This window comes from Dickeya dadantii NCPPB 898 (genome assembly GCF_000406145.1).
Classification (GTDB): Bacteria; Pseudomonadota; Gammaproteobacteria; order Enterobacterales; family Enterobacteriaceae; genus Dickeya; species Dickeya dadantii.
In genome coordinates, this window is the sequence record NZ_CM001976.1 from 873603 (window position 1) to 887807 (window position 14205).

The following is a 14205-nucleotide window of genomic DNA, read 5'->3' on the forward strand; positions in this document are numbered from 1 at the left end:
CCGTGTAACGCTGCTCTCAGGATACAGTGGCGGTTTTGTTGTAGAGGCTAGCATCTAACATAATGTATATTAGCTCAGACCTGAACTGGCACTGTTTACTGCGCAGAACTAAACTTAATCTGACAGGCTGCTTTGTGCTAGGAGCGGGCATACAATATCAGTCTAATTGGAATCGGAATTGCCGTTTTTAGCTACATCGACTTAGTGGACATCGAAACACGTATCAGTCAATTTCCCTAAAGCCAGCCCTTATACATGGATGCATGGCATTAGCCTTTTCAGAGCTTGCGCTTTGGCAGTATCGCAGTTTCATAGGTTTTTAAAATAAGGGGTTAAGGGTACAGGTGTTGCTAATCAAATTCCTTCGAATAATGGCATACTTTCCCAACCATACGGCGAGTTTCCTTAAAACTTATAATAACTTTATGACGAATATTCCTGCTTTTAATGAGAAAGGGTATCTGCCAGAAGGCACCCACAGTTGTTCTGAGCAACAATTTATTGAGCGCTTCTGTACGATCAGCGAAGAACGCTCGGATCTAAAACAAGCATTTATCGATATTCTGGATTTCGCAAACACGCGCAATGCAATATGTGTTTACGTCGGCGGTTCTTATGTTACAAGGAAACAAAATCCAAACGATTTGGATGTCGTAATCGTATTTCGGAACAAAGAGCACATCCCATCGAGATCTGAACGATGGATTATTGATGGAAAGCGTACAGATATTATGTTTTGCTCGGCTGACGATCCCGTCGTTACCGCGTCATTTATAAAACTGCTGTCTTTCGAGCGCTACGGCAGTAGCGTGGGTGTAATTCAAATCAATCTTGACCACACAGATGAACCGTGGACGACTCATCATGAACCAGATGACAATACCTACGAAGTCATCAAAAGAACCTATTTCAACCGACATCTGGTCGACTTGAACAAGGCATCGGGGGTGCTGGTTACTATCCACGGGATAATGACGCATGCGGAATGGAATGCGAATATTATCCCTATTGCGAGCAGTCAAGGGTGGATCGTCGCCCCTTACATTTACGGTTATACCACTCCTGACATCCTTTTGAATAAAGGGAAACGAAAAGAAGCGGTGGACGCCTTTAGGGACTGGATTTATTCGATTAAGCAGGATTTTTGCCGGAACGGTGAAGCGATTTCAGTGATTGCACACTCCTTTGGAACCTATCTGATAGGTGCTTACCTTGATGGTTTCAATGAAGTTTCTCCGGTCCGTTTCAACACAATTATTCTTACCGGCAGCATTCTGAATGAAGGCTATGATTGGGAAAGTTGTATCGGCTATAAAGTTGCGCGGGTCAGAAACGAAATAGCACCCAACGACCAGTGGGTAAGCTTGATGCAGAGGAATCCATCAGAATGGCTTGGCCTCGATCCACTCTTTGGCCAAGCAGGAGCAAAAGGCTTTACCTCTCAGAGTCGTATTCTTACGCAGCACACCAATAAAATTTTCGATCACAATAATGTCATTAAAAAAGATGTCATAACATCAATGTGGATGCCGTTTCTGAACAGCAATAAGTACGCGTCAGATGAAGAATATTATAAGCGCTACATGGGGCATTCTAAAAATGGCGGCCAATAATGAGGAAGCCAGACTCGCACGATTTCTTATGACCGGGATGAGTCTTTTCAGCAGATAACTGACCATTATTAATGAGAGGCTTCTGTCTAGCGATAATAGTGTTCACTCAACGTAAAGAGTAATATGACTAATAATCAGTTTTATGAACTTTATAGTCGGCTTGCTGCATTACAAACCAGTAACGCTGATTGTCATCCCATTATTGAGGAGCTGACCCGGCTGTGTCTCGAAACAATTAGGAACTCCTCCTTGCAAGAATGCCTAGCGGTCGCAGCTCTCTGCTTCCGTGAAATTGGTCAGTCAGAGCAGCTTTTCACAGTAGCCCTAGCCTGCTGGCTTACCGAGGATAAATGTATCGACCTGGCAAAAGTGCTTACGCATGAAGCGAGTGTAAGCCACTTACAGGCAAACAGCCCAGTTGCGTATGATCTTTCTTCCACAGAAGAATCACGCGCCAGACTGGCAGCGTGCCGGCTTTGTGCACTTCATGTTTCTCCGGCGATATCCCTCGGCTGGACCTTAAGTCTGGCAACCTCCTTCCCTGCAAGCGCAACTACACTCAACACGGCTCAGGCGCTCCTGCAGCATCATATGAAGGATTATCCGTCGACCACGCTACGACTTCTTTCCAGCCCGAACTCCTCGTTTTCTTCATTGTTACTGGCGCAAACCGTGCTCAAACGACTGGAACAACAACGAAGCCATCTGAACGCACTGCCGAAACTTCGCGAGCTTGTGATGCCACCTGAAATGCGCCTGATATACGCCAGTCTGAAGCGCAGCGAGAACCGGGATATTCAAAGGCAGTCAGAAGAAAAATCGATTTTTGACCAGTTCATCACCAGGCAGCATTTCAAGTACGCCAGTAAGACAGCTATTGAGGTTCTTACCGGCGATGATGTCAGGGAAACCACCCTGGAGATGATGCCATTTCAGATCGCGACAGAGCTACCTTCGACCTGGCTTACCGATCCGGTTTCCGGAGACCTTGCCATGAACAGACAGTGGGAAGGAGTGTTGGAATGAGCATTCAACTGGTTCTTTCTCATTATCTGGCCGGTCTGCGCGAGCGCAACGAGCTCGATGCACTGCTGCCTGAATTACTTAAAGCCATGGGGCACTCCGTGCTCAGCCGCCCGCAGATTGGCCCAGGGCAGGCAGGCGTTGATGTGTTATCGACCAGACCGGATGGGAACGGTGTCGATGAAGTGTACGCCTTCATCATTAAATTTGGCGATCTCGGACGTGCAGACTTTTATGGCGGTCAGCAGTCCATCGATCCGTCCGTGCGAGAAGCATGCACCGACTTCCTCCGAAATCGCCTGCCGGAACACCTCAAGCCTTTGCGCAAAAAGATTATTCTAGTGTCGAATGGCGTGTTGTTACAGGAAGCTCAGGCTGGCTTTTCAGCCCTGACGGAAGACGTCGCTGAACGGCCGCTCTGTAGACTCGAATTCTGGGGTAGCGATCAGCTCACACCCTTGATAGAGCGGTTTCTGTTCGACGAAACATTGCTGTTGGCCCAAGGAAAATCCGATTTGCGTGCAGCCCTTGCGGGTCTTGAAGAGTCGGGAGCAGCAATAGGTCGTTTCGTTCGCTTTGTTGATGCCTGTTTTGAATGCCCTACCGAGGAAATGAAGCAGAGTAAAGCAACGCGCAAGAAAAAGTTTTTGAGACGCTGCGCTGCAGCCGCTATGGGCTGGGCGGTACTACTAGTCTGGGGCAAAAGCGAGGGGAATCTAAAACCTGGCGTTGTTACTGGGGAGTATTTGCTACTGCGCATGTGGGCCGAGGCGGTAAAACTTCAGCTAGATGCTGACCGCGCGTTTATCAACCGATTTGAAACCATGGTGGACATGCAGACGCAGGCTCTGGTGGACTACTTTGAGAAGGTGATGCCCACACTAGAGATACCGCGTGCGGTCCTCTCGTATCGTCCGGAACGCATCTTCTATCTGGAGCTTATGTTTGAGGAACTGGGACGCTTGGCCACCCTTCTGTTACTACTCCAGCGAAAACCCGATCAGGAGGAGTTTCGGACACGGATCCTGACGGCCATCATTCACCTGGTGAACCAGCATCCGGGTGTACGGCTTCCTCTGTATGACGGACATACCATTGACCTCACCCTGATCTTCTGTGCACTGATGGGGGAGTCGGACTGGAGCAACACCCAGATTCTTGCTGGTGAAGTTGTCGCCCGGCTCCTCTGTGCACTGAAAACAGATTGCTACCTGCCTGTCGACACCGACTCTCTGGAAGATGCCATCGCGCTCGACAGAGGACATGCCGCCAGCCGGGATTTCTTCCAGACATCAACGCTTGTACCGGCACTGGCTACTGTGGCGTCAGTGCTCGATGACGAAGAAAATCTTGAAGCCTTGCGCAGTCACGTGCTGCCATTGATGAAAGGAGTCACGCTTGAGCGCTGGTATCCCACTTCGTTACTCGAAACGCTCAGCGGATCACTGCGGGGGGTTCAGAGTGTCGGTATATCCAGAGCGCTGTCCGGACTCAGGCCTTCAACAAGGGAAGAGGCTGAGGCGTCAATTAAAACATTTGACGGTATGGCGTCCCCCTCGGACTTCAGATGGTCAGGTCGCTGGCAGGTGCTGATCGCGCTGTCAGCACGCCTGCATCGACATCCCTTACCCACCTGGTTTATTGCTGAGTACAGGCGACCGGAACATTTCACTGAGTAGCTGACCAGTTCCCCGTAGAGCAACACGCGTCAATGTTAGGGTCTGTCCCTTAACCTCCCTACACGCTAAAAAGTGCTGCAAGAATCATTTCCGAGATTTGATTTTTGGTTAAATATCCGTCTATTTTGGTCATTCTTTATCGCTTAAAAGCGTTTTTTTGCACAGTTATAGCAATGCTGAACTGTACAAAAAATAGTTACGGGACACAGCCTAGTCATACCTTCATACCTTCATACCTTCATACCTTCATACCTTCATACCTTCATACCTTCATACCTATGCGAGAACTTTCGCTTCATGCCCTGAGGTATTCAGCAAGCTTTTTATGGCTTCAGTAAGGGCGATTTCCTCTGTCCAAGTGCCAACAAATATCTCGCTTTGCTATAACGGGTTTTGGTCTTCCAAGAGTGATAAATAATTATCCCCTGCTCAGCTATATTAAAGAAGGAAAGCAGGGGCGATTTTTATTTACTACACTTAGCGAATCTGTCTTCTAAAGATTGGCGCAAAGTTTTAAGTTCCCTGACTGATTCAACAACCTGAGGTGTTGGGGAAGGTTTTCTTGCCTTCAAACACATAGGTCTTAGTTTATCTGGATTTTCACCAGCATAATTTTCATGTCGTAAAAAACTCATGATAAAACTTGAAAAGGAACGAATTGAATGCGTATTACTAATCAAACCGTCATCATGGTGAAGCCAGAAAATCAGTTGCTCATAACTTTCGGCAGAGTAGAGAATTGATAAATCAGAGATTTGCTTATTTTTTTCATCTCTCAACTTAAAAGCTGAATCTTTATTCATCACCCTAATTCGTTTGTAATTAGCCAAAAAATTAAAAACAATATATAAGTAAAAAATCCCAATGACATTAACTAACCCTATCAAGAAGATGATATTTAAAGTCACCTCACCCAAGTCAAAAATATGTGCAGGGATAAACTTTTTGACCAGCCAGCACAAGCTATACCCCAGCGCCAAGCAAATTGATAGAAAAACAGCCCCAAAAAAAATTAAAATAGTTGAAGCTTTCAAAAAAACCTTGATATTTAGATGTTTGATAATCCAGATCATAACATCATGAAATTTAATCTTCTTGCCTTGATGGCGAACCAAAAAAGGAGAAAACATAATAATAACTAGCAATATCAAAAGTGAAAATAAAATAAAAGATATTACTGTTAAGTTTGTTGGTTTGTTTACTAAATTTACTGTAATTATAATCCAAGAGGCCAGCAGAATCGCGAAAGAAAACGTGAAATCTATTTCAATTTTTGAGCTTTGGTAATTATTTTTAATGTGCCTTAACGAGTGTCGTGGTAGCATATCCATTGCAACAAGCATTGAGTTTGCTACAGTGGTAATAATAGAAAAGGGGTTAATTAATAAGAACCGTGGTAGAGATTTTTTGAAAAATTCAAGGTTGTTTCTCAAACGCTTACCTCGCGAGACAACAATATTTGCCCCCATATCTGAAGGTAACCTCGCCGCCAAAGCTTCAATAGTTAGTAATTCCTCTCTATTTTTAGCGAGTATAACTTGGTCTGAGAGCATTCTCAAAACAACCGCTCTTGCCTCGTCTGGAAGCTTAGAAGCAAATGCCGCTTGCCTGAAAGCATTTTGCCGCTCAGATTTTGTACCATGATTGAACGTCTCTACAAGACAGGCAACTAAAGTATCCTGTGGCAAAAGCCCACCTAAACGAAGTACCTCGCATCGATCCCATGAATCGCCTTTTTCCCAACGAGGCATTAGAAACTTAGACGCAGCCAGAGAGAGGTATTCAGGTACGTCATGAATGCGATGAGCTAGTCCTTCCTGTAGCAAACTAAGAAGAGGAATTGCCTTTTCAGAGGTCCAGTCAAAATAGATCAAATCTTCTGGAAGAGGGGGAGTCCCACAGTGAGTATATTTATTTACCGTACAACTTTCTTCCAGTATGACACTGGCTTGCACTAAGATGCTGTTTATTGCTTCAAAACTACAGGTTTGCAAAAGCGTAACAGTGTATTCACGCCAACGGTCCTGTGTAAGAAGCTCTGTCGCTGAGAGAATATTCGGGTGGCCTGTAAGGTAGCGGACAAATAGAGCTTCCTGATAACGACGGTGAGCAAAAGCAAAACGACGGTCGCCCGGAGCTGCATTAGGAACATCGGCCCTTCCAATTTTAGAATCAACTAGTGCAGAAATGAGATTCTCAAGAGATTTCCCAGGAAGCTCTTCATTTTTTAATTTCACCCGTATCTGGTCGAGAGAAGGTGCCAGACTCAATGTATCATCTTCTGCAAATAGCCTGGCTAAGCGCTCGGCCCCGATGATCAGTTCTTCAGGATTTAACGTATACTTACGAAACAAATAATCTGGTTCACGTTTTGCCAGCCTTTCAATATGCTGCAGCAATATGTCATGATCGTTACTAGGAGCATGTTGCTCATCCCTGACGTATCGGCACAGTAGTGTTAAGAATAGTGGTGTTGAACCTATACTGCTATGAGAGCCAGCAAGGTGTTGACGAACCAAATTCATATGTTCTTCTTTAAGGAAAGAATTACGTATCAGTTCATCTTGCTTATCCCCACTCAGTGGTAGAATCCTCAGTTTTTTCCAGGGGAGAGCTTCAGGGCCTTTAAATTCCCGTGATGCTAATATCCCTTTGCATTCTCCCATGCCCTCCAAGAACTGCCTGAGTGCTTGAGAGTAACTTCTTATTATGTTGTCTCCACTTACCGAATGGAGAACGGCGGGAATTTCATCAAATGAATCAAATAGGAATAGCCATAATCCTCTGTTACAGTAGTCGTCCCAGTTTTCTTTAACAAATGCTGAAGTATCAGCATCTCCTCGACGAATATTATCGAGTATGAATTCACGCACGGTATCCACGTTTACTGCATCAGCATTACTGAATTCCATCTCACGAAGGTTGATATAAAGCGGGACTGTTGCATTTTTATCATTTGATTTTTTACCTTGCTCAGCTAACTGCTTTGCAAGATGCCGTAATGCCACACTTTTCCCTGACCCAGGTTCACCGACCAGTTGCATCGCACGCTCAGTACTGGATGTGATGGCTCGAACAAGCGAGCGTTCCTTACGTAATCCAAAAGATTTTTTTCTGCGCAACTTGTCTATGGCAGAAGCATAATACCCTCCCTCAGATTCCACCTCAGCTTCAAGGTCAGTAAAATATTGATCATTCCAGTTTTCTGCTTTAGCCAAATAAGCAAGGTCTGCTTCAAGTACTGCACAAAATTGCTTTCTTCTTCTAACTCTTTTTTCATTGTCTTTGCTTAACCAAACAGGAAGGCCACTGGTTTTGTATATCTCAATGAATTTTATGAGAAGCTCAATTACTTCCCCAAACGATTTTAATAAAAATATTACTATACATCCCCCTATTGTAATAATAAATAAAGCCAAAATCAACCAGTGCCATATATCTTGAGATGTATTATTAGACCATAATGAATTAAATATTCTTTCAATGATTTCCAATCCTTTTTCTGAAATGCTAACTGATTCATCTTCTTTTGCCACAACAACTCCTTGCTAATAATTTGTTATCTTTGAGGCGAAGGCATTTTCTGACATCTAAAGTGTTAGCTCATTATTTGCAACACCCAAGTATTTAAGTCAATAGTAAAATTTATCTTATTTATATATGAAAATTAAAAGAATTTTCAAACAAACTGCCCGCTATCCATTGATTGAAAAACCGATATTAATAATGTCTTCATTAGTACCTAACAGTTATTTTGGATTAGAATGTTAAAATGTCCGCTTCACGCTCTGAGGCGCTCGACAAGGTTTTTATTCTTTCAGCAAAGACTCGCCTCAACGAGTTTTTGTATTTCTTTATCGTTGGGTAGATCAAGGCTGCTTAGTGAGCCGATGGTATTGGTGCTGCAGATATAGAGGGAGTACATCTATTCAATCAGATGTTATTGTTGGCCAACCTTGTACTATTTTTCCACCGTGAGCACATCCATCGCCCATTCTTACAACTGGCTTGCCTTCAATAGTAAAGAGAGATGACCCCGAAACCAGTCCATCCTGCATGCCTACACCAGTACACAACGCTTTTCCCCCGACAACGGCAACAGGGGTTCCATTGATAGTAACAACTGACTGTCCTGCATCAATAATTGGGCCACCTACATGCGGTACTGGGCCGGGTTCGACTTTTGGACAGACATGCATGTGACCGAGTATTGCGACGGGTTTTCCCATGGATATTTCTCCTATAGTAGATAAGGCCTTCTGCGCTTTTCTGCCAACGCATCCGCCTGACTAAGATTCACTCTTATGCGGCCATTAAAATCCCCGCCATTCAGCCAGGAAAACAGGCAGGCATCAGTACGCTGAATAAACGGATTAAGTTCGATCAACATTGTGTCGTATTGTCCGTTCTGATGGGTAATTGCGATATCTGCAACAACACTATCCATATGTAGTAACGGTATCAATTTTTGCAGAAACTGAATGATTTGTTGGCGTATTTCATCGGCATGTTCGGTTAAGAAAGGAAAATATTCCAGACAATGATATTGGGATACACCGACGACGTTACCATCCTTTATAAAGCACCTGAATTCGCTCCATCGTGGAATATCATGCCATCCCCGCAAAAATAGCCAGGCTGGTGTTGATGATTGCAGACAATCCCAAAGATAGGATGCCACTCGATGACTGGAAACAGACAATTGCCTGATCACGTCATCCACGCTGTTGGCCCGCGGAATGGTTGCTTCATGATAACTGACACCACCAAATCTCACGAAAACCGGCGTAGTAAATTTCGACAATATATACTCGATATCATCGCGTAATTGTTCAGAAAATAGTGGCTTTTCCAGTAATCGTTTCGCATCCATGAACTCGCTAGTACAAGCACCGATCGCTATAACGTCCCGTTCATGAAGCTCAATGCCTTCGCTCTGGAAAGAAAGCGTCAAAAGCGTTTCCGGCCAGTTTTCGATAAAAGTCTGTTTGTGCTCAGTGTACATACCAACTCAGCCTTGACGTTATAATGTTATTGCGCCTGCGTACCAAAATTACAACTTATCTTCTGACGTTGGTGTGTATAGAAATTCTTTTAGCGATAGAGCTAACAATCCTAACCCATCACCAACCGATAGATTGTCGATGTAATATCGCCAGTGAAATACACTTTTATATGTTGGGGAGTTGGGTCTTACGTCGTATATAATATATGCATCACCATCATCGTCATAGTCTGAACCAATTGCGATAAGACCAGTCGGTAATAGTGATCTGTTTTCGTATATTGATTCTTTTAAAAGATTAGTCGAGCTGATTACCTGTTCTGTGGGGAATAAGATAGCCATTAATGCTTTTCTCACTCTTCCATCATACCGCACTAAAAAATGATCTATATCTTCTAGCGGACCGCAAGCTTGATCGGCAACCAGATGAATATAATCTTTATATTCATCTGGCAAGTGAACCTGAAGTTTTTCTTCGATATCCCCGATTCTTTTGTTGATCGTTACAGATTCAATAACTAAATCAGGATCATCCGTTTCCCACTTAACCAAATCTTCTTTCTGTATTTCCATACTAAAAATCCTCGCTGCGCCACATTGAGTCACCGCCTACATGTGGTGTTCCACTATTTACACTACCTGTTTCACTATTTTTATATGCAGTGTGTATATCTTTGTCGACTAAGCTCATTGTAACGCCATCCGGTTCATGGTGCCATGTGCCAAGCCGCTCTTGGTCTTTAGGTAGTTTTTTGCCGTATTTTTCTGAAAAGGCATTTCTTGCTGAGCTGAAATCGCTTCCATTACCTTTCATATCAATTTCTACTTGATAGGGCTTGCCCCCATCACCGATGGGTTTGCCATCTTTTAATGGTGGGAAACCTGAAAAATCGGGGTGTCCGTCTTTGAAAGGAACACCTTCTTTGCCATGGCGTGTAACCACTTCATAGAGACTTTTATTCTTCTCTGGATCAGGCTTGTACATACCCGTACCGGGTGGGCAGGGTTTACCATCAGGTCCCACCCAACTCCCTTTTTCGGAGGAGGGGAGGCGTCCTGGATCCATTGATTTATCTTTCTCAAATTTTTCTTTGGCCAGTTTTTTACATTCTTCTGTTTTACATTTCCCCAGCTCTTTATCCAGTTTTTCCTGCTTTCTTTTTGCTATTAGCTCTTTCCAGTATTTCTTGGCGTTTTCCCGTGTTGTCGCAAATACTTTTGTATTCAGGGCTGCTTTGGCTTTCGACAGCGCAGCGGTGACTTTTTCCACTTTTGCCGCGATTTTTCCAGCTTTAGCCCCATCACCCAGTATCGGGATAAACCCTAAAGCATCAAGGGCGGCTCCGCCCCAGTCACCTTTAAATAATGAACGTCCTAACGATACGACGTCCGCCGCCGTACCAAACGGCGGTGGCGCAGCCCCTGCCGCTGCCAGACCGCTATCCACGATCAGGTCGTTATATTGTGACTCCATATCCATCACTTTTTTGCGATCGGCTTCGATCTCCGGGCTTTCGCTTCGCGATCTGATATTCGCCATGGCTTTCTCCTTTGATGGTCTAACCGGTTCACTCCGGAAACCAGTAATTCGGGTGACTCTTCATAACGGCATCTGCACCTTGATCTTCGCTGACGTCGGTGAAGAGTGCCTCCAGCCGCTCATCTTCACTCCGCTCTGTATCCGTAAGGATTTGCTTAAAGCCATCAAATTCAAAGAAGTTCGATCCGATACCCCACATGAAATACAGGAATTTCGCCTGGTTAGTCGGCTTGTGGATATTGAGTTTTTTAGCGATTTCCCTGCCATTCAGCGTCATCGTATACAGCGTTTCCGGCGTATGCCCTTGCTTGTGTTCCGGCAGCGATGCTTCCATCACCTCGTCGACAAACCATCGGGAGAAGTCTTTATCGCTCATCAAATGCGATTCCATTTGCAGGTCGTCAAAGTGCCACATGCGTTGGGCTCTCCTTATGTGATGGTGTGATAGGCAAGACCAGTTGCGCCACATGCAATTTATTCGTGTCATGGGTGTAATACATCAATCGCTCTGGCTCATCCGTGGTTTCCGCATATACCGCATAAAGCGGGGCAAAGAATGCCGCCAACTGTTCCTGCGTCAGGCGTGGAATAAACTGGTTAAACGTCTTCGGCTGATAGAAACGGAAAAAGTAGGTTTTTCCACCATTAGTCACTTTGGTGAATTTTTTGAAATGCCTGACCAGTGGTATCAGTGACAAGGAACTGCGCACGATGATTCCCCACTGCCGCATATAGCCGTCTGCCAGCCACCAGTCCAGCACATCGCTGTGCGCATCAACCTGCACTAGGTAAGGTGCGACATGGCCGAGATTATCCAGAACGGACACATCGAATAACGAGCGGTAGATCGGTGCAAAACCCTCCAGGCAGACAGCAATGTCTGGACTGGCTGCTGCATTCAGTAACAGAAAGGTGTGTAACGTTTTTTCCTGGTCATCTTCATGGATCATTGCAGGCGTGAATACCGTTGTTTTCAGGCTATCACTCACCGCGTCATACGGATTTTCCAGCATGGTTAGCTCCCTGCTTATTTCTTTTTGTACGGGCATTCTTCCGAGAATGGTTTATCACTGCTCAGTGCTGCTGCCTGTTCTGCCGCGCCACCGGACATATCAATTGATGAGGCTTTCATCTTGATTGTCTTCGCCTTGATGGTGATACCGCTGTCATCAATAGTGATCGAGCCCCCTGGACCACCGATGACGACTTTCTCTTTGGCATACAGCGTATGTTTCAATGTGCGGGAGAAAATAGAGCCTTTGGTTTCGATGTCATATTTATCGCCAACCAACAGTTTCAATACCTGACCGACGGACAGTGTCTGGGTGTGGCCCACCAGCGTATTTTTATAAAGCCCGACCTGTTCGGTACTGGCAATTCCTGTTGTATCCGAACGAAACTTTTCGACTACCGTATTAAAAATACCAGAGCCCGGCATCAGGCTGGAAAGTAGCCCGGCCAGCGATGTGCCTTTCGATACCATATCCACGCCAGCGTTGGACCTGAAGCCGCCTGCATCAGTAAATGATTTTCCTGCTGTTAATGACAGGGTTTCTGCGGCTGCACCGACTTTATTGATGTCATCCGCAAACTGTTCCACACCCGGCTCACCAACCTTGGCCGATTCTTTCTTCATAAACTTGCCGCTATTGGATATCAGGCTGAACAATCCCCCTAACAGTCCGAGCCCTTGTCCTCCTACCGTCAGATTCATATTACCGCCAACACGGTGCTGGTGATGCTTACCGATTTCTGTACTTCGGTTTTCTCCAATGCTTTCCACTGCGCTGGAATCCACCCGTGTCGTCATGTCGTGCAATATCTTCACTGACATATCCTTCTGGGCATGAATATGAATATTCTCCTGTCCTGACTCATCCTCAAAAGAGAGCTCGTTGTATCCGCTCCCACGGTGGGAGTCTGAACGAATAACCGTTTTGGTTTTATGTTCCGGCAGGGTATACGGAGACGGGTTGGTGGCGTGAAAGGTGCGCCCGGTGACGATGGGCTGGTCCGGGTCCCCTTCCAGAAAGCTCACCACCACTTCATGACCGATGCGCGGAATGGCAATCAGGCCGTACTGACCACCGGCCCAGCCCTGACTGACCCGCACCCAGCAGGAGCTCTGGTCGTCGCTGGCACCGTAGCGGTCCCACGGGAATTGCAGTTTCACCCGGCCAAACTCGTCGCAGTAAATCTCTTCGCCCGCCGGGCCGACCACGGTGGCAATCTGCGGGCCGTCCACCATCGGCTTGTACGGCATGGCCGCCCGCCAGGTGGTGGTGGCTTTCACCACCTCGAAACTGTTGCTGATGGTGGTCGGCTCGCCACCGCTTTCCTCTTCCAGCGCCTGCGGCTGCTGCCCGCTGTGGGTCACCGCCACCACCTGCCAGGCCAGGTTGAATGCCGGGTTCGGGTGCTCGGTGAGGGTAAAGGTGCCACCCGGCATCAGTTCGGCGGCGTTGGATTCACCCGCCCCGGTCATCGCCCCGGCACGCAGCGCGTCCAGCCGGTAGCCGGTAAACGCCTTGCCGCTCGGGTCCTGCTTGAAGCGGCCGGGGTAATCAAAGTGCTGGTAGGATTCACGCTGATGGTCCAGCTCGCTGCTCATCCTGTTGTGCAGCAGCCCGTAGGCAGGGGTCTTGAAGCTGTAATCCTTCAGCGCCACCTCAGCGGTACTCACCGCCTCGGCATAACGGAAACGGCGCACATACGCCCCTTCGCTCAGCCCCTGCGTGGCGAGATTGAAGAACAGCTCCGGGCCTTTGGTCAGCGCACCGGCGTCATCGGCAAACACCACCCGGTGCTTGCCGGCTTCGAATTCGTGGAAGTAGAACAGCCCTTCTTCTGCGGCCAGCCGGTTGATGAACGCCAGGTCGCTTTCGCGGTACTGCACGCAGTACTCGCGCACCGCGTGGTCGTGGCGCAGGGCAAAGGCAAAATCGCTGATACCGGCTTCCTGCAACAGTTCGGTGATGATCTCATCCGGTTTTTTGGTCTGGAAGATACGGGCGTTGGTGCGCAGACCGAGCCGCCACAGCGCCGGGCGTACCTCGGCCTGGTAGCGGGTGCGGCGAAAACCGGTGTCGCCCTGGGCAAAGCGGCTGACGATACCGCTGACCCGGCGCTGCAGTTCGCCTTCGTACCACACCAGCAGCTCGCATGGCTGGTCCAGCACCGCGCCGAAGTCGATATCCGCCTGACTGCTGGCAAGGCTCAGCGACAGCGCAAACGGCTGGTTCAGCGCCTCGCTCAGCTCAAAATCCACCACCGCGAAGGTGGTGTCCGCCAATGCGCCGATTTTCACGGTAAACTGCAATCCTGTACTGTTGGCCACCCTGCTTC

At 46.9% G+C, this 14205-nt stretch carries 11 protein-coding genes; 3 read left to right on the top strand and 8 right to left on the bottom strand.

Annotation, left to right across the window (positions count from 1 at the left end; genetic code table 11):
- The first annotated feature begins 425 nt into the window (after nucleotides 1-425).
- From DDA898_RS21700 to DDA898_RS04435, 3 genes are all read left to right on the top strand, one after another.
- Nucleotides 426-1613 (top strand): DUF6932 family protein, encoded by a 1188-nt coding sequence (locus tag DDA898_RS21700; protein WP_152490667.1) that lies wholly within the window; start codon nucleotides 426-428, stop codon nucleotides 1611-1613.
- Nucleotides 1614-1736: 123 nt separating this feature from the next.
- Entirely contained in the window at nucleotides 1737-2639 is a 903-nt protein-coding gene (locus DDA898_RS04430) for a hypothetical protein (protein ID WP_038910345.1), read from the top strand.
- Nucleotides 2636-4315 (top strand): hypothetical protein, encoded by a 1680-nt coding sequence (locus DDA898_RS04435; RefSeq protein ID WP_038910347.1) that lies wholly within the window; start codon nucleotides 2636-2638, stop codon nucleotides 4313-4315. Before DDA898_RS04430 ends, DDA898_RS04435 begins: the two co-directional genes overlap by 4 nt.
- Nucleotides 4316-4779: 464 nt before the next feature.
- Here DDA898_RS04435 and DDA898_RS04440 read toward each other — a convergent pair whose 3' ends face one another.
- The 8 genes from DDA898_RS04440 to DDA898_RS04470 form a co-directional block, all read right to left on the bottom strand.
- Nucleotides 4780-7851, bottom strand: a complete 3072-nt coding sequence (locus tag DDA898_RS04440; protein ID WP_038910348.1) for an NACHT domain-containing protein — start codon at nucleotides 7849-7851, stop codon at nucleotides 4780-4782.
- A gap of 393 nt (nucleotides 7852-8244) precedes the next feature.
- Nucleotides 8245-8544, bottom strand: a complete 300-nt coding sequence (locus tag DDA898_RS22055; RefSeq protein ID WP_071604502.1) for a PAAR domain-containing protein — start codon at nucleotides 8542-8544, stop codon at nucleotides 8245-8247.
- Between the two features lie 11 nt (nucleotides 8545-8555).
- Entirely contained in the window at nucleotides 8556-9320 is a 765-nt protein-coding gene (locus DDA898_RS04445) for a cell division cycle protein 123 family protein (protein WP_038910350.1), read from the bottom strand.
- A 48-nt stretch (nucleotides 9321-9368) separates the two neighbouring features.
- A complete protein-coding gene (locus DDA898_RS04450; protein WP_038910351.1) occupies nucleotides 9369-9893 on the bottom strand; it encodes an SMI1/KNR4 family protein in 525 nt (174 codons plus the stop codon).
- Nucleotide 9894: 1 nt separating this feature from the next.
- Nucleotides 9895-10860: an HNH endonuclease gene (locus tag DDA898_RS04455; protein WP_038910353.1), complete on the bottom strand. Its 966-nt coding sequence runs from the start codon at nucleotides 10858-10860 to the stop codon at nucleotides 9895-9897.
- 28 nt (nucleotides 10861-10888) lie between these two features.
- Entirely contained in the window at nucleotides 10889-11275 is a 387-nt protein-coding gene (locus DDA898_RS04460; RefSeq protein WP_027713009.1) for a hypothetical protein, read from the bottom strand.
- Nucleotides 11262-11873, bottom strand: a complete 612-nt coding sequence (locus DDA898_RS04465; protein ID WP_038910354.1) for a DUF4123 domain-containing protein — start codon at nucleotides 11871-11873, stop codon at nucleotides 11262-11264. Before DDA898_RS04465 ends, DDA898_RS04460 begins: the two co-directional genes overlap by 14 nt.
- A gap of 14 nt (nucleotides 11874-11887) precedes the next feature.
- Nucleotides 11888-14197 (bottom strand): type VI secretion system Vgr family protein, encoded by a 2310-nt coding sequence (locus DDA898_RS04470; RefSeq protein ID WP_038910355.1) that lies wholly within the window; start codon nucleotides 14195-14197, stop codon nucleotides 11888-11890.
- Nucleotides 14198-14205: the final 8 nt, after the last annotated feature.